At 43.6% G+C, this 16,198-nt stretch carries 15 protein-coding genes; 6 read left to right on the top strand and 9 right to left on the bottom strand.

The annotated features are described in order from the left end of the window. Positions 1-44: 44 nt before the first annotated feature. Both AB4351_RS08580 and nagA read right to left on the bottom strand, forming a co-directional pair. Positions 45-1,259, bottom strand: coding sequence for an ROK family protein (locus AB4351_RS08580; protein WP_017062194.1), 1,215 nt, complete (start codon positions 1,257-1,259; stop codon positions 45-47). A 2-nt stretch (positions 1,260-1,261) separates the two neighbouring features. Further along, entirely contained in the window at positions 1,262-2,398 is a 1,137-nt protein-coding gene (gene nagA, locus AB4351_RS08575) for an N-acetylglucosamine-6-phosphate deacetylase (protein WP_017062193.1), read from the bottom strand. Positions 2,399-2,873: 475 nt separating this feature from the next. Here nagA and nagE point away from each other — a divergent pair, with 475 nt between their 5' ends. Both nagE and glnS read left to right on the top strand, forming a co-directional pair. Further along, positions 2,874-4,424 (top strand): N-acetylglucosamine-specific PTS transporter subunit IIBC, encoded by a 1,551-nt coding sequence (gene nagE / locus AB4351_RS08570; protein ID WP_032545860.1) that lies wholly within the window; start codon positions 2,874-2,876, stop codon positions 4,422-4,424. A gap of 299 nt (positions 4,425-4,723) precedes the next feature. Then, a complete protein-coding gene (gene glnS / locus AB4351_RS08565; RefSeq protein WP_017063407.1) occupies positions 4,724-6,391 on the top strand; it encodes a glutamine--tRNA ligase in 1,668 nt (555 codons plus the stop codon). 132 nt (positions 6,392-6,523) lie between these two features. On the opposite strand, the gene AB4351_RS08560 is transcribed toward glnS, so the two are convergent. Together AB4351_RS08560 and fcrX are read right to left on the bottom strand one after the other, a co-directional pair. Further along, the gene (locus AB4351_RS08560) at positions 6,524-7,141 is read right to left on the bottom strand and encodes a prepilin-type N-terminal cleavage/methylation domain-containing protein (protein ID WP_372125656.1); all 618 of its coding nucleotides are present in this window, start codon (positions 7,139-7,141) and stop codon (positions 6,524-6,526) included. Positions 7,142-7,198: 57 nt separating this feature from the next. After that, complete coding sequence (gene fcrX, locus AB4351_RS08555) at positions 7,199-7,645, bottom strand: ferric iron uptake transcriptional regulator FcrX (protein ID WP_017061956.1); 447 nt, start codon at positions 7,643-7,645, stop codon at positions 7,199-7,201. 207 nt (positions 7,646-7,852) lie between these two features. Here fcrX and AB4351_RS08550 point away from each other — a divergent pair, with 207 nt between their 5' ends. Beyond that, positions 7,853-8,359: a DUF4442 domain-containing protein gene (locus tag AB4351_RS08550; RefSeq protein ID WP_017061955.1), complete on the top strand. Its 507-nt coding sequence runs from the start codon at positions 7,853-7,855 to the stop codon at positions 8,357-8,359. A 96-nt stretch (positions 8,360-8,455) separates the two neighbouring features. Here the strand turns inward: AB4351_RS08550 and fldA are convergent, their stop codons facing one another. The 3 genes from fldA to AB4351_RS08535 all read right to left on the bottom strand — a co-directional run bounded on the left by fldA (position 8,456) and on the right by AB4351_RS08535 (position 10,136). Continuing rightward, positions 8,456-8,989 carry a flavodoxin FldA gene (gene fldA / locus AB4351_RS08545; RefSeq protein WP_010436745.1) on the bottom strand — a complete coding sequence of 178 codons (534 nt, stop codon included), beginning with the start codon at positions 8,987-8,989 and terminating at the stop codon, positions 8,456-8,458. A 58-nt stretch (positions 8,990-9,047) separates the two neighbouring features. Next, positions 9,048-9,266, bottom strand: a complete 219-nt coding sequence (locus tag AB4351_RS08540) for a DUF2788 domain-containing protein (protein WP_004737900.1) — start codon at positions 9,264-9,266, stop codon at positions 9,048-9,050. Between the two features lie 108 nt (positions 9,267-9,374). After that, positions 9,375-10,136, bottom strand: coding sequence for an alpha/beta fold hydrolase (locus AB4351_RS08535; RefSeq protein WP_017070726.1), 762 nt, complete (start codon positions 10,134-10,136; stop codon positions 9,375-9,377). Positions 10,137-10,229: 93 nt separating this feature from the next. Between AB4351_RS08535 and seqA the strand changes: the two genes are divergently transcribed. Beyond that, on the top strand, positions 10,230-10,769 hold the full coding sequence (seqA, locus tag AB4351_RS08530) for a replication initiation negative regulator SeqA (RefSeq protein ID WP_017061953.1): 540 nt from the start codon (positions 10,230-10,232) through the stop codon (positions 10,767-10,769). Positions 10,770-10,861: 92 nt separating this feature from the next. Further along, positions 10,862-12,508 (top strand): phosphoglucomutase (alpha-D-glucose-1,6-bisphosphate-dependent), encoded by a 1,647-nt coding sequence (gene pgm / locus AB4351_RS08525; protein ID WP_017061952.1) that lies wholly within the window; start codon positions 10,862-10,864, stop codon positions 12,506-12,508. Between the two features lie 118 nt (positions 12,509-12,626). On the opposite strand, the gene AB4351_RS08520 is transcribed toward pgm, so the two are convergent. Further along, positions 12,627-13,385: a DUF1853 family protein gene (locus tag AB4351_RS08520; protein ID WP_102320178.1), complete on the bottom strand. Its 759-nt coding sequence runs from the start codon at positions 13,383-13,385 to the stop codon at positions 12,627-12,629. 115 nt (positions 13,386-13,500) lie between these two features. On the opposite strand from AB4351_RS08520, the gene AB4351_RS08515 reads away from it, so the two are divergent. Beyond that, entirely contained in the window at positions 13,501-14,259 is a 759-nt protein-coding gene (locus tag AB4351_RS08515) for a Nif3-like dinuclear metal center hexameric protein (RefSeq protein WP_137001202.1), read from the top strand. Positions 14,260-14,507: 248 nt separating this feature from the next. Here the strand turns inward: AB4351_RS08515 and AB4351_RS08510 are convergent, their stop codons facing one another. After that, the gene (locus tag AB4351_RS08510) at positions 14,508-15,797 is read right to left on the bottom strand and encodes a citrate synthase (RefSeq protein WP_017061949.1); all 1,290 of its coding nucleotides are present in this window, start codon (positions 15,795-15,797) and stop codon (positions 14,508-14,510) included. Between the last annotated feature and the right edge of the window lie 401 nt (positions 15,798-16,198).

The following is a 16,198-nucleotide window of genomic DNA, read 5'->3' as shown; positions in this document are numbered from 1 at the left end:
GTGTTTATACAAACACGGCCCGCGGAAAATCAGAATTGTTTTCTCTAGTCTTCGAGAAGCTTCTGCAGTAACACGCCGTTAAGCATGGCGCGCTTAATCATAGCAAAAGCTCCCATCGTAGGATGTTTATCGATCTGTGATGCTACAATAGGCAGGCCGCTATGGAAAGTCGTTAACGACTGATTCTCTACATTGCGCTTAATTGCAGGAAAAACAATCTCTTGTGCCTTGGTAATATCACCAGCAATGATAACTTTTTGAGGGTTAAATAAGTTAATCGTCATCGCGATAGCCTTACCTAACTGGTTTCCTACTCGAACTAAGCTTTGCTTGGCTAGCTCATCACCATTAATCGCGTGGTCACAAACGTCTTGAATCGTAATATGCTCAAGCTCTGTTAAAGAAGACTCATAGCCTTGTTTAATCAGCTTCTGCACGCGTTCAACGATAGCTGGGTTTGCCGCTACTGTTTCAAGACAGCCGAAGTTACCACATTGGCATTGCTCGCCTAGCGGATCAATTTGGATATGACCAATTTCACCCACATTACGGTTATGACCTAGGAAAACCTGACCATTAACGATAATACCTGCACCTGTACCACGGTGAACACTGACCAAAATAGAATCTTGGCTATCTTTACTTGCACCGAAGTAGTGCTCAGCAAGCGCCATTCCACGAACATCGTTACCAACAAAACAAGCAACATGGAATGTATCGCGAATAATGTCGCTTAATGCGAGGTTATCGATGTCGGTATTCGGCATGTACTCAACAACACCGGTCGTTGGGTTAACCAAGCCTGGAAGCGTGACACCAATAGCAATCAGTTGATCGATCTTTGGTTGATGCTCAGCAATGAAAGCTTTGAGGTTATTGACCAAGCCTTGGGTAAGGTCTGATTGGTCTGAATAATTCAGGTCTTGCTGTTGGAAAGCCAATTCACGACCACCAAGGTCATGCAGGCTTATTTGAATGTAGTCTCGACCCAAACGCACAGCAACAGAATGAAAAGGCTCTACTTCTGTGGTTAGGGAGATAGCGCGTCTACCGCCAGTAGACGCTTGCTGCGCAACCTCTTTAATTAGGCCGCGCTCTAAAAGTTGGCGGGTAATTTTTGTAACACTTGCCGGTGCGAGTTGGCTTACATCAGCCACTTGTATACGACTGATAGGCCCCTGTTGGTCTATAAGTCGGTATACCGCCGCACTGTTTAGTTGTTTAACTAAGTCTACGTTACCTATTTGTCCGCCATTCATACTTAATTGTGCTCGTATTGTCCGTTAACAACAGTCGCTTTAACGTTAAAGTCTCGGTCAAATACAGCTAGGTTTGCAACCATGCCTTTTTTGATTCGACCTAGCTTGCTTTCTACACCGATAGCCGTAGCTGGGTATAGCGTAGCCATGCGAAGAGCTTCGTCTAAAGCGATACCAGCGTGCTCAACTGTATTCTGAACTGCTTCAATCATAGTCAGAGCTGAGCCGCCCAGTGTGCCGTTTTCATCAACACACTTACCATCACGGTAATATACTTTCTTACCGACAAAAATAAAGTATTCCATGTCAGCACCTGCAGGAGCTGTGGCATCCGTCACTAATACCAACTTTTCTCCCTTGATTTTATGCGCAATTCTGATGTTTGCGTAATCAACGTGGAAGCCGTCGGCAATAATGCCAGCGTAAACCTCAGGAGTATCGTAAATCGCGCCAACAACGCCAGGCTCACGACCAACCATCGGCGTCATTGCATTGAACAGGTGAGTGGCGAACGTGATACCAGATTCGAAACCTTGACGCGCTTCTGCGTAAGTTGCGTTGGTGTGGCCGATAGAAACGACAACGCCAGCTTTGTGCAGGCGTTCGATGTGTTCAGGGTCGTTAAGCTCTGGAGCCAATGTTACTTTTGCAACAAGGTCACGGTTCTCACAGATAAGCTCAATCATTTCGTTGTCAGATTTACGAATGTGATCGACGCTATGGATGCCTTTTTTCGCAACGTTCAGGTAAGGACCTTCAAGGTGCAGACCTAAAGATTGGTTTTGGTACTGGTTATGGTATTCACGAGCTGCCGTAATAACCGCACGCATATCTTCGTCTGAAGAGGTGATAAGCGTTGGTAGGAAGCTAGTACAGCCAGATTTCAGGTTTGCTTTGTGCATGATCTGCATGGTTTCTGCAGTGATCTCATCGTTAAGCATTACACCGCCACAACCATTCAGTTGTAGGTCAATGAAACCTGGGCTTAGGTTTGCTCCGTCTAGGTCGCGAAGCTCGATTCCTTCTGGCAATTCAGAGATAGGACAGACTTTTTTGATCAGTTCGTTTTCGATTACAACAGCATGATCGGTTAGAACATCACTACCAGTGTAAATTTTACAGTTACTTAGCGCGTACATAGTCAGCTAATCCTTATTTCGTGAGATCTTTTAAATTCGTTCGTTACCTAAATGCGGACTTAGTTTGCGAGCATCATTTACGTAACGATTTATCTTTTATGGGCAAACGGCTTCAAAATGAGAAGCGATTTAAGTTGTTGAAAAACATATGAACAATTGATTTTTATTATACATTTAGGTCCATCAATAATGATTATTCACGGTGCTCTATAAGCCCGGAGTTACCATCTTTTTGCCTAATGATTAGATTTGGATTTTATCCATAAATGTTCGTTTTTTTTAATGATAAAATAAGTTTTATGATCTCGCTAGCAAAAACCTCTGGATTTGGTAAAAACTGGTGATTAGGATCACAAATGGTAAGGTTTTAATTTGCGGAGCAAAATTAATTGAATACACTGAATAGGACTAAATTGAGCGACTAAAATAAGTTTCTCAAACGAATTCTAAAAAATCCTATAGGGGGAAACAACTGGTGAATATTCTAGGATATGCGCAGAAGCTTGGTAAGGCGTTAATGCTACCAATCGCAACGCTTCCGATTGCGGCATTGCTGCTACGTCTGGGTCAACCAGACTTACTCGATATCGCATTCATGGCATCTGCTGGTAACGCAATCTTCAGTCAACTACCATTATTGTTTGGTTTGGGTATAGCTATTGGTCTTTCTAAAGACGGTAACGGCGCAGCAGGTCTTGCTGGTGCAGTTGCTTACTTTGTTCTGACAGCAACCGCAACAAACATCGATGCTAGTGTAAATATGTCATTCTTCGGCGGTATCTTTGCAGGTATCATCGCAGGTCACTCTTACAATGCATTCCACGCGACTCGTCTTCCAGAGTGGCTAGCATTCTTCTCTGGCAAACGTCTAGTTCCTATTATGGCTGGTCTATTTGCTCTAGTTGCTGGCGCAATCTTTGGTGTTGTATGGCCTGCTGTTCAATCTGGTCTAGATGCACTTGCTCACGCAGTTTCAACGTCTGGCGCTATCGGTCAATTTGTTTACGGTACTCTTAACCGTGCACTTATCCCAGTAGGTCTACACCATGTACTGAACTCGTACTTCTGGTTCGGTATGGGCTCTTGTCAAGAGATCGTAGTTGCTGCAGAAGGCTTCTCTCAACTTTGTGTTGACCCTGCACTAGCTAAAACTTTAGTTGTTGGTCAAGAGTACACATTTGAATTTGCTAACTCAGTTAACCCAGAAATTGTTGCAACTGTTAAAGAAGTAACTGAAACAGTTAAATCTGGCGACCTACACCGTTTCTTCGGCGGCGATAAAGGCGCTGGCGTATTCATGAACGGTTTCTTCCCAGTAATGATGTTCGGTCTACCAGGTGCTGCACTTGCAATGTACCTAGCTGCTCCTGCTGAAAAACGTAGCCAAGTTGGTGGCGCACTATTCTCAGTTGCATTCTGTTCATTCCTAACAGGTATCACAGAGCCGCTAGAATTCATGTTCGTATTCCTAGCTCCTGCTCTATACGCAATGCACGCTGTATTTACAGGTTTGTCTCTAGTAGTTGCTAACATGTTTGGTACTCTGCACGGTTTCGGTTTCTCTGCTGGTCTTATCGACTTCGTATTGAACTGGGGTCTAGCAACTAAACCATTCGTACTACTACTAATCGGTCTTGGCTTCGGTGCTCTATACTTCTTCACTTTCTCTTTCGCAATCCGCGCTTTCAACTTGAAATCGCCAGGTCGTGAAGATGATGACGAAGCTGTTGCAGCTCCTGCTGGCGAAGCACCAAAGGGCGACCTTGCACGTCAATACCTGAAAGCTCTAGGTGGTCACGACAACCTAACTTCAATCGACGCTTGTATCACTCGTCTACGTCTAACTCTTAAAGACCGCTCTGTTGCAGATGAAGTTGTTCTTAAGAAACTTGGTGCTAAAGGTGTGGTTAAACTAGGTGAAAACAACCTACAGGTTATCCTAGGCCCACTAGCTGAAATCGTAGCTGGCGAAATGAAAGCTATTGGTGCAGGCGAAGACCTATCTGATGTAAAACTTCCACAGTAAGGGAAGTACTTAATTAAGACGTAAAGTTACTCTTAAGTAAGTGTCAAATTGAAAGCCTCCCACACGGGAGGCTTTTTTGTGCCTGCAGTTTAAGACCAGCGAACACGGTTCGTTCTATTCTTCATCGAATAGCAGAAATAATCGCAATTAACGGACGGTTCTTATTGTGCAAAGGCTAAGAATTGTGGATGATTAGCAACAATGATCTTTCTATCTTTGACTGGCGCTATAAGCGACCGTTTTCTTGGGGACGAAAGATAACTTTCTCTGACAATACTAAATACATAGAGGTGCTATAGATGAGTGAAGCTGAGGCTCGTCCATCGAATTTCATTCGCCAAATTATTGATAAAGATTTAGCGGATGGTACACACAGTAGCGTGCATACTCGTTTCCCGCCGGAGCCAAATGGCTACCTGCACATTGGTCACGCTAAATCTATTTGCTTGAACTTTGGTATTGCTCAGGACTACCAGGGACAATGTAATCTTCGTTTCGATGATACAAACCCTGAAAAAGAAGACGTTGAATACGTTGAGTCAATTAAGAATGATGTAAGCTGGTTAGGCTTCGAATGGTCTGGTGATATTTGCTACTCATCAAACTACTTCGATACGCTTTACGCTTATGCTGTGGAATTAATTAATAAAGGCTTAGCGTATGTTGACGAGCTAAGTCCTGATCAAATCCGTGAGTACCGTGGCACGCTAAAAGAGCCAGGTAAAGCGAGCCCATACCGTGACCGCAGCCCAGAAGAGAACCTAGCGTTGTTTGAAAAAATGCGTGACGGTGGCTTCGAAGAAGGTAAAGCGTGTCTACGTGCTAAGATCGACATGAGCTCTTCGTTCATGGTTATGCGCGATCCTGTTATCTACCGTGTTCGTTTTGCTCACCACCATCAAACGGCTGACAAGTGGTGCATTTACCCAATGTACGACTTTACTCACTGTATCTCTGATGCGCTGGAAGGTATTACGCACTCTATCTGTACGCTTGAATTCCAAGATAACCGTCGTTTGTACGATTGGGTTCTAGATAACATCACGATTGACTGCCAACCTCGTCAGTACGAGTTTAGCCGCCTGAATCTTGAATATACAGTGATGTCTAAGCGTAAGCTGAACCAACTTGTGGTTGAAAACCTAGTTCAAGGTTGGGATGACCCACGCATGCCTACTATTTCTGGCCTACGTCGTCGTGGTTTTACTTCAAGCTCGATTCGTGAATTCTGTAAGCGTATTGGTGTAACTAAGCAAGAGAACATGATTGAGTTCGGTTCACTTGAATCTTGCATCCGTGATGATCTGAACGAAAATGCACCTCGTGCAATGGCTGTTCTGGATCCAGTTAAGATCGTTATCGAAAACTACGAAGCAGATACAGTAGAAACGTTAACGGTTGCAAATCACCCAAACAAGCCAGAAATGGGCACTCGTGAAGTACCATTTACACGTGAAGTTTGGATTGAGCGTGATGACTTCCGTGAAGAAGCAAACAAAAAGTACAAGCGTTTGGTTCTAGGTAAAGAAGTTCGCCTGCGTGGTGCTTACGTGATCAAAGCTGAACGTATCGAAAAAGATGCAGAAGGCAACATTACGACTATCTTCTGTTCTTACGACAATGAAACATTGGGTAAGAACCCTGCAGATGGCCGCAAAGTGAAAGGCGTTATCCACTGGGTATCTGCTGATAAAGCACTGCCTGCTGAGATTCGTTTGTACGATCGTCTATTCACAGTGCCAAACCCAGCCGCTGCTGATGACTTCGCTGCAACGCTAAACCCTGAATCACTTGTTACGCTAAATGGTTTTGTTGAACCTAGCTTAGCAGAAGGTGTGGCAGAGCAAGCGTACCAGTTTGAACGTACAGGTTACTTCTGTGTGGATTCGAAAGACTCTAAAGCAGATGCACTAGTCTTCAACCGCACGGTTGGTCTACGTGACACATGGGGTAAAACTGAAGCTTAATGCTTGAGTATTTAGTTTGTTAAAAACGACCCAATAAAAAACCGGCTTAGGGCCGGTTTTTTTGTGTCTTAAATTTGATTACCAAGGTGTTTCTAGTGACCAACTAGCGTTTTAAGCACTAGAGCCAGAGTTTTAGGGATTATTAGGGTCTTGTTGGGTTACTTCACCCGTGCGTGAGTTATACCAGAAAACATAACCTGCATTATCAGGATCGCTGTCGAAATCGACTCCAGTGTAGATGAAGTAGCAAAGCGCGAGTTTGTTTTGAGGAGTACCGTCTTTGGCAACAAAACTATGGTTTTGACGGCGGGTAATAAAATCAAAATTGTTGGACTGGTTCGGGTCTGTAGTAGCGGTCAGGTCGGTTGTCATAATTGCATTCCATATTGACACACACCCTTGGTCACCTTGACCTATGTTGTAAGGCTGCCCCATAGGGTTGCCTTTATCGACGCCGAGTGGGTAGCCGACGTCATTTATGTCCAATTGAGCATTGCCGTCTCCGTCTTCCCCAAAACCTGGCATGTCATTCATTTCAGCGTTGCCGCCGCCGCTGACCAGCCATTTACTGTGAGCAAACGTGATCGTAGTTTGAAATTGAGATTGAGCAGCGTCAAACAGAGCGATACGGCCATCGGTTTGAATGTTAAGAAAACGGGGAAGGGCAACAATAGCAAGCACTGCAATAATCACCACAACAACCAACATCTCAATTAAAGTAAAAGCCTTAACTAGCGGGATTTTTTTCATGGATACTTTATGATGCCCTATATAAAAAACGCCGGCCTAAGCCAGCGTTCTGTATTACTACTTCGCTTTATGCGCGTCTGGATTGCCTTTGCAATCTCCGTTAATGCTTTTGCCGTACAAGTACAAACTGTGGTTTGTTAGTTGCACGTTGTAACGCTGAGCAATCTCTTTCTGTCTTTCTTCGATGATGTCATCAGAGAATTCGATCACTTCGCCACAATCTAAACATACAAGGTGGTCGTGGTGGTGCTGTGTAGAAAGTTCAAATACAGACTTGCCGCCTTCGAAGTGGTGACGAGTTACAATGCCAGCGTCATCGAATTGGTTAAGTACTCGATAAACGGTTGCAAGACCGATTTCTTCACCTAGGTCGATCAGCTTCTTATATAAATCTTCAGCACTAATATGTTGGCAGTCTGGCTGTTGTAATACTTCTAAAATTTTGAGCCGTGGAAGGGTCACTTTAAGACCTGCATCTTTTAGCGCTTGATTATTGTCTGACATATACTTTCCTGTTGATGATCTGCAGCAATTAACAGAATTCAATATTAATACCATTATAGTTTAGTCAGGCATAACAATAAACCACGAACTTCAAAGGGTTACTTACTGACATCACAATCTGTTTTGTAAATTGGAAGTATCTCACTTATAGTGGAGGTACGACCAGTCAAGGTGACGGTGTTTCTGATATGAACATGGAATGTTGTTATGAATAAGCAACTCGCAAAAATATATAAACCCAACATTGTAAAATTTGCTCTTAATATTTGGCCTCCCTTTTGGGGAGCGGGTATTCGAATAGCCCACATTAGCACTGACTTTAGGGTTGTTAAGACAGTACTTAAGCTACGCTGGTGGAATAAGAACGCCAATCGTACTCAATATGGCGGCAGTATCTTTTCTCTTACTGATCCCGTTTACTCACTGATGTTAATGGGAATTTTAGGTGAACGATATTATGTTTGGGATAAAGAAGCGAGCATTAACTTCATCAAGCCGGGGCAATCGGACTTGTATGCAGATTTTGAGATAAGGCAAGGGCAGCTTGACGATATCTATCGTCAGACGCAACTCGGTGAAAAGTGTTTCCCCGAATTTATTATTCACGTGAAAGATAAGCAGGGTAATGTGGTTTCAGAAATTCAACGCACCCTCTATGTAAGAAAGAAGCCGCAATTTAGAGATGATGATGAAGCATTAGAGGCTGAGTGCTAATTAATAGATTTTAAATAGCAAAAAACCTCCTATAAGGAGGTTTTTTCATATCTACATAATGGTTATTAACTGTAACAATTAACAACCACTAGAGAATTAGTCTTCTAGCTCTGCTAGGCACATCTCTTCGTGGATTTGTTTAACCCAGTTAGATACGCGCTCATCAGTTAGCTCAGGTTGACGGTCTTCATCGATACATAGACCAACGAATTGGCTGTCATCGCCTTCAACTAAACCTTTCGATGCTTCGAATTCGTAGCCTTCAGTTGATGTGTGACCTAGGATAGTACCGCCTTTCGCTTCAACGATGTCACGGATAGTACCCATAGCATCACAGAAGTATTCTGCGTAATCTTCTTGGTCGCCACAACCAAAGATAGCAACAAGCTTAGTTGAGAAATCAATAGCTTCTAGCTCTGGGAAAAAGTCATCCCAATCACATTGTGCTTCGCCGTAGTACCACGTAGGGATACCAAGCAGCAGTAGATCGAAGTTATCGATATCTTCTTTGCTGCTTTTTGCAATGTCTTGAACGTGAACGAGCTGTTTGCTCAATTGCTTTTGAATCATCTTAGCAACAGCTTCAGTGTTACCTGTATCGCTACCAAAGAAGAGACCTACACTTGCCATAGAATCATTACCTTTCATTTTGTCTGTTGTCGGTGTAATAAAGTTCGGAAGAGAATCGTTAGATCCCAGTTCCTTCCCAGCTTAGTTGGATTATCCCTTTGGCGATAAAACCCGCACAGCCAAGGAAAAGTACTAACCATACGATGCGACGACCAAATGGAGGAACATTTCCCTGCTTGAGAACGTCCTTAATTGCCATACCGATTAAAAAGAAAATCGCGGCAAACAGGAGATCTAAACCAACAGATTCGATGATGTTCATGTAGTCGTAAAGCATGGGAACCTTATATACCAATTTTGCTTGGGCGCACTATATCACTGTTGTGAGATAAAGTTAATCTGCAGTAATTACACAGCTCTCATTTATCTGCACGAAAAAGCGCAGTTAAGCGATGAATTTTCTAATTGCTCTAAGTACTTCTGCTGGTTTTTCAGCATGCAGCCAGTGACCTGTGTTGGCAATGACATGCGCTTTTGCGTTAGAAAATTGCTGCTGAACGGCTGCTTGATGTTCTGCGGTGAGGTAATCTGAATCCCCACCTTTAATGAGCAAGGTTTTGACCGAGGTTTTCTCGATCGGTTCCCAACCAATAATATGTGGGTAGTTGCTCAATAACGAAGCAACATTGAAGCGCCATTCCATGATGCCTTGCTCTGTTTTGAACAAAGATTTGGTTAAAAACTGGCGAACGCCATCGATCTCGATATGTTTTGCGAGAACCTTGAGTGCATCTGAGCGTGAAGTCGGCTCTTCTTCTATCACGGCTTGCAGGCCTGCGAATACGTTGTCGTGGCGACTCTGAGTGTACGCGACCGGAGCCATATCCAAGACAATCAATTTATGCAGCGCAAGATGTTGTGTCAGTGCCATCGCTACTTTGCCACCCATCGAGTGACCAATCACAGTGACGTCTTCTGACTTAAGATCATGCAGCAGTTGAGCCACGTCTTGTGCCATCGCTTGATAGTTATGAGTGTCATTATGGAAGGATTGACCGTGGTTGCGGAGATCGATACTAAGTACCTGATGATCGGCTTTTAGATCCCTAGCGAGCAAGCCAAGGTTGTCCAGATTACCGAATAATCCATGGATCAAAACAATGGTGTGACCCTCACCTTCAATTTTATAGTTGAGCTGTACTGACATTTTTATCTTATTCATGGTGGGTTTGACGTAGAGTATCCGCGCGGATCTCGCTATAATCCCCCAGAGTTTAAACATTGAGATTGTGAAAAGCGAATGAAAACAATTGAGGTTGATGAGGACCTATACCGTTTTATTGCGGGTCAGACAGAACGTATTGGCGAAAGCGCTTCAGATATTCTGCGCCGCTTGTTACAGGTTGATAGCCAAGGCATGGCTCCGATCGAAGAGATCGTTGAGCCAAAAGGTATCGTTGTTAGCAAAGAGGTAGGCTTTACTCCAGAGAAGTTCGATGGCGTTAAAGAAATGCGCTCACTACTAATATCAGATGAGTTTGCATCACTAAAGAAAGCCATTGATCGTTTCATGCTTGTGTTATCAACACTGCATAAAATCGACCCTTTAAGCTTTTCAGAAGCAACTCAAGTAAAAGGCCGTAAGCGCGTTTACTTTGCAGATAACGAAGCGACGTTGCTAGCAAACGGCAACACGACTAAGCCTAAAGCTATTCCACAAAGTCCTTTTTGGGTTATTACTAATAACAATACAAGCCGAAAAAGACAGATGGTTGAGCAGCTTATGAGCCGCATGAATTTCCAAGCAGAATTGATAGAAAAAGTAACAGGTTCAATTTAACGAAATCTGATTTAAACCTCATAATATCCATGGATAAGAAGATATTATGAGGTTTTTTTGTTTTAAAATTTTATATATAAGGATGTCGAAAAATGGCTATGCACCCTCGTGCTGGGCAGAAAGCTCAGCAGGAAGATCTTCATAATATCCCGGCTTTAGTTGCTAACTATTTCTTACAGCAACCGGATGCTACGAACCCAGATCATAAAGTACTTTTCGGTACTTCAGGTCACCGCGGTACAGCAGACAAATCAACATTTAACGAAAACCACATTCTAGCAATTGCACAAGCGGTTGCTGAAGTTCGTGCCGAGCAAGGTACAACTGGCCCTCTTTTCTTAGGTAAAGATACTCACGCTCTATCTGAGCCTGCGTTCTCTACGGTTATCGAAGTGCTTGTAGCGAACGGTGTTGAAGTTATTATTCAAGAAAACAACGGCTTTACTCCAACACCTGGTATCTCGCACGCGATTCTTACGCACAACCTAGTGAATGACAAAAAAGCCGACGGCATTGTTATCACGCCTTCACATAACCCACCTCAAGACGGCGGTATTAAATACAACCCGACACACGGTGGCCCAGCTGAAGCTGAACTGACTCAAGCGATTGAAGACCGTGCGAACGTGATCATTGCTGAGCAAATGCAAGGTGTTAAGCGTACGCCTATCGCACAGGCTAAACAGTCTGAGCTAGTAAAAGAAGTTGACCTAGTCGCGCCATACGTCGCTGATTTGGTTAACGTCGTGGATATGGAAGCGATCCAGAAAGCAAACATCAAGATTGGTGTTGATCCACTGGGTGGCAGCGGTATTGATTACTGGCGTCAAATTGGTAAAGCGTACAATCTAGATCTTACTCTGGTAAGTGAAGCGGTTGACCCTTCATTCCAATTCATGTCTCTAGATAAAGATGGCGTAGTTCGTATGGACTGTTCTTCTCCATACGCAATGGCAGGCTTACTGGCGCTTAAAGACGAGTACGCTCTAGCATTTGGTAACGACCCAGATTACGATCGCCACGGTATCGTGACACCTAAAGGTTTGATGAATCCAAACCACTTCTTAGCGGTTTGTATTGATTACCTATACCGTAACCGTGAAGGTTGGGGTAAAGACGTTGCTGTTGGTAAGACACTAGTATCAAGTGCATTAATCGATCGCGTAGTTTCTGACTTAGGTCGCGAACTTTGTGAAGTGCCAGTTGGTTTTAAATGGTTCGTTGATGGCTTATACAACGGCCAGTTTGGTTTTGGTGGCGAAGAGAGCGCAGGTGCTTCTTTCCTACGTAAAGACGGTACGCCTTGGTCAACAGATAAAGACGGCCTGATTCTTTGCTTGCTTGCGGCTGAGATCACAGCAGTGACAGGTAAGAACCCACAAGAATACTACGAAGAACTTGCCGCTAAACACGGTGAATCTAAGTACAACCGTATTCAAGCGGTAGCAAATGGTGCACAGAAAGACGTGCTGAAGAAACTATCTCCAGAGATGGTTTCTGCTGAGACGTTGGCTGGTGATGCAATTACTGCACGCTTAACACACGCTCCAGGTAACGGTGCTGCGATTGGTGGCTTGAAAGTGACAACTGAGAACGGCTGGTTTGCTGCTCGTCCATCAGGCACTGAAGACATCTACAAGATCTACTGTGAAAGCTTTAAAGGTGAAGAGCACCTAAAAGCAATCGAAGCAGAAGCTCAAGAGATTGTTAACCAAGTATTTGCCGCTGCAGGTCTATAATCGAGTACGATTCATAGAGTTATAAAGCAAATAATGGAAGGGTTGATGTGAAAGCATCAGCCCTTTTTTATTTGTCTGTGAGTAAGTGGCTAGACTAAGTCAGTTCATGACGAATGGATTAGCCGTGTGGCCAGCTTTGCGGCATCACAAACCAGAATTGACCAGACTTGGTTTGCCCATGAACGAAGCGATCACCAAATTCGGCGATGGGTTCACCGCTGAAATCATCCGTTCCAGCGGCCCATTGCTCTTTGCTTAGAGGATAGAGTGTTTCGGTGATCTGGTGAGCCTGATTTTGATAGCACCAAAATCCGTTTACTTGGCTTGGGTTAATGTTGTATCCCAAACACTCCGTAGGTACGTTTTGTTCTAGAAATGGGTTGGTATAGAGGCGACCTTGCATCAAAAGGTGTTTTGAGTCGACATCGATATCTGGATACTGATCAATAAAAGCGCTTGAAGAGGACATACCAAGTTGATGGCAGAGCATCCTATCGAGCTTCTTGTCCAATTGGTCGTGAGAATTGGGACCAAACCATGTTTGCTCATGAAGTAGGTAGAACTTAATTGCCACTTCCCAGTGTTCTAATTTTTGCCTGCTCGTGTCTTCCAGGATAAAGTCGATTGCGCCAAGTGTTCGTCCCTCAACATTAATCTGAATCTCATCGTACTTGATTGAATAATTATCCGAAGTCATGATGACTTGTTCACATAAGTGTTGGTAGAGGAAGCCTAATCTAGGGTTTCCATCATAAGTATGCGACTCGTCGAGTGCTTGGTGGTTTGAGAATACACTGAGATCAGAAATGGGCGGCTTGATTTCTAGTAGCGGTGGTGAGCTAATCACCCATTGATAAAAGCGTTGCAGTTCAGTCATCGGTTCCTCGTAAACTTCAGGCATCTGTTCTCTAGAAACAGAGTGGAAGGGCTTTCGACATTCTACCCGTAAATTGATATAACGACGTTATTATAAAGGTAAGCTGGAAATAAAAATGAATAACTTACAATTAGAAAAGCTACTTAACGAAAAACTGCAGCCACAGCAGATTAAAGATTACTGTCCGAATGGCCTTCAAGTCGAAGGTGCTTCTGAAGTCAAGCGTATTGTTACTGGTATTACGGCATCGCAAGCTTTGATTAATAAAGCGGTTGAGCTAGAGGCTGACGCTTTGTTGGTTCATCACGGTTTCTTTTGGAAAGGTGAGTCAGAGGCAATTCGTGGCATGAAGGGCAAGCGCATTCGCACTCTGATAAAGAATGACATTAACCTTTTGGGTTATCACTTACCTCTCGATATCCATCCTGAACTTGGTAACAACGCCAAACTCGCTGAACTGCTTGATATTGAAGTAGAAGGTGGCTTGGAAGGGCACCCACAATCGGTTGCTATGTTTGGTAGATTAAAGACACCGATGACCGGTGCTGAGTTTGCGGCAAAAATTGATCAAGTACTGAATCGTAAGCCGCTACATATTGCTCCTGAAAACGCAGATAAAATGATTGAAACGGTAGGTTGGTGTACTGGCGGCGGTCAAGATTACATTGAACTTGCAGCCTCTCAAGGTATCGACGCATTTATCTCTGGTGAAATTTCTGAGCGCACAACTTACTCGGCCCGCGAGCAAGACATCCATTATTTTGCTGCAGGTCATCATGCGACAGAACGCTACGGCGTGAAGGCACTAGGTGAGTGGTTAGCAAAAGAGCACTGCTTGGATGTTGAGTTTATCGATATCGATAACCCAGTTTAAGAGCAGATGCGAGATAAGGGGTACGAGTCGAGTGTATGCGTCGTTCTCTAGAATTGAGCAGGTAACCTGTATAGTTTATCTGCTCGCTTAAGGAGATCCCCAACTCATTCGTCCCTCGTTCTTGGGGATGACGATATTATTTTATTCGTTCACTTCGCATTCTTGAGGATGACGGGGTTGAGAGCGTACAAAAGAAAAGGGGTTGATGTTCTCACATCAACCCCTTTTAACATTATGATTTATAGCAACTATTCACGTTCGTGAAGTGCTTTAAAGTCACGTTGTTCTTCACCAGTATATAGCTGACGAGGACGACCGATACGGTTCGTCGGATCGCTGTGCATTTCGTTCCAGTGAGCAATCCAACCGATGGTACGAGACATCGCGAAGATTACTGTAAACATAGATACTGGAATACCGATTGCTTTCAGAATGATACCTGAGTAGAAATCTACGTTCGGGTATAGCTTCTTAGAAACAAAGTACTCATCAGAAAGAGCGATACGCTCAAGTTCCATCGCTACGTCTAGTAGTGGATCTTGGATGTTTAGCTCTTTAAGCACTTCGTGACACGCTTCGCGCATTACTGTTGCACGTGGGTCGTAGTTCTTGTAAACACGGTGACCGAAGCCCATCAAACGGAATGGGTCATCTTTGTCTTTTGCTTTCGCAACGTATTCTTCAATGTTATCTACGCTACCGATCTCTTCAAGCATGCGCAGACAAGCTTCGTTTGCACCGCCGTGAGCTGGGCCCCAAAGTGATGCGATACCTGCTGCGATACACGCAAACGGGTTAGCACCAGATGAACCAGCAAGACGCACTGTAGACGTAGAAGCGTTCTGTTCGTGGTCAGCATGTAGAGTGAAAATCTTATCCATTGCACGAGCAACGATAGGGTTCACTTCATACTCTTCACATGGGTTTGCAAACATCATGTGTAAGAAGTTTTCTGCGTAGCCTAGGTCGTTACGTGGGTAGATAAACGGCTGACCGATTGAATATTTGTAACACATTGCAGCCAGTGTTGGCATTTTTGAAATCAGGCGGTATGCCGCAATTTCACGGTGTGTATCGTTGTTGACATCAAGTGAGTCGTGGTAGAACGCCGCTAGAGCGCCTACAACACCACACATTACAGCCATAGGGTGAGCGTCACGACGGAAGCCGTGGAAGAAACTAGCGATTTGCTCGTGCACCATAGTGTGACGTGTCACGGTAGTCTTGAACTTTTCGTACTCAGCTCGAGATGGGGCTTCACCGTAAAGAAGTATGTAACATACTTCTAAGTAATCAGCGTTATTGGCAAGTTGGTCGATTGGATAACCACGATGTAAAAGAATGCCTTTTCCACCGTCAATAAAAGTGATTTGAGACTCACAGGATGCAGTGGCAAGAAAACCAGGGTCAAAAGTGAAAAAACCATTAGAACCTAGTGTACGAACATCGATCACTGGAGTACCAAGTACACCTTCTGTAATCGGCAGCTCGATTGGCGCTTGACCTTCAATGTGAAGGGTAGCTTTCTTATCCGCCATAACAATCTCCTTTGTTTATTATTTAATCCGTCCAGGATGTTTATGTGCCATTTTTTTACTGGTCTTACGTGGGAAAGTCAATTTTTCTGAAGCTTTGTGTGCACTTGTTAGTGTTTTTTACATTAAATTCGTTAAAAATCTGGTCTGTGTAGCATTATTTGTTACATCAATTGTATTAGAATGTTGCCAGTCGTATAGTGACGCTGAAAAGTTTGGTTAAAACCTTATAAATGCAAGGCTAAGAAGAAATGTGAGGTGTCTTTCTTAATCGAGCAGTTAACAATTATTTTACAATTATCTAAGGCTCAACTTCAGTTATTTGTTAAGTTAATGTTAAATTTTGAAGGTTTACAATCAAATTTTGTCCATAACAATATCATAAGGTTATTTAATGACCATAA

Source organism: Vibrio sp. 10N.261.51.F11 (assembly GCF_041471665.1).
Taxonomy (GTDB): domain Bacteria; phylum Pseudomonadota; class Gammaproteobacteria; order Enterobacterales; family Vibrionaceae; genus Vibrio; species Vibrio crassostreae_C.
The sequence above is the reverse complement of the archived record's forward strand: the minus strand, read 5'-3'. Positions and strand labels throughout refer to the sequence as shown.

Coding starts and splice junctions, on each gene's coding strand:
- AB4351_RS08580 (WP_017062194.1), bottom strand. CDS start 1,259: ATGAATGGCGGACAAATAGGTAACGTAGACTTAGTTAAACAACTAAAC.
- nagA (WP_017062193.1), bottom strand. CDS start 2,398: ATGTACGCGCTAAGTAACTGTAAAATTTACACTGGTAGTGATGTTCTA.
- glnS (WP_017063407.1), top strand. CDS start 4,724: ATGAGTGAAGCTGAGGCTCGTCCATCGAATTTCATTCGCCAAATTATT.
- AB4351_RS08560 (WP_372125656.1), bottom strand. CDS start 7,141: ATGAAAAAAATCCCGCTAGTTAAGGCTTTTACTTTAATTGAGATGTTG.
- fcrX (WP_017061956.1), bottom strand. CDS start 7,645: ATGTCAGACAATAATCAAGCGCTAAAAGATGCAGGTCTTAAAGTGACC.
- AB4351_RS08550 (WP_017061955.1), top strand. CDS start 7,853: ATGAATAAGCAACTCGCAAAAATATATAAACCCAACATTGTAAAATTT.
- fldA (WP_010436745.1), bottom strand. CDS start 8,989: ATGGCAAGTGTAGGTCTCTTCTTTGGTAGCGATACAGGTAACACTGAA.
- AB4351_RS08540 (WP_004737900.1), bottom strand. CDS start 9,266: ATGCTTTACGACTACATGAACATCATCGAATCTGTTGGTTTAGATCTC.
- AB4351_RS08535 (WP_017070726.1), bottom strand. CDS start 10,136: ATGTCAGTACAGCTCAACTATAAAATTGAAGGTGAGGGTCACACCATT.
- seqA (WP_017061953.1), top strand. CDS start 10,230: ATGAAAACAATTGAGGTTGATGAGGACCTATACCGTTTTATTGCGGGT.
- pgm (WP_017061952.1), top strand. CDS start 10,862: ATGGCTATGCACCCTCGTGCTGGGCAGAAAGCTCAGCAGGAAGATCTT.
- AB4351_RS08520 (WP_102320178.1), bottom strand. CDS start 13,385: ATGACTGAACTGCAACGCTTTTATCAATGGGTGATTAGCTCACCACCG.
- AB4351_RS08515 (WP_137001202.1), top strand. CDS start 13,501: ATGAATAACTTACAATTAGAAAAGCTACTTAACGAAAAACTGCAGCCA.
- AB4351_RS08510 (WP_017061949.1), bottom strand. CDS start 15,797: ATGGCGGATAAGAAAGCTACCCTTCACATTGAAGGTCAAGCGCCAATC.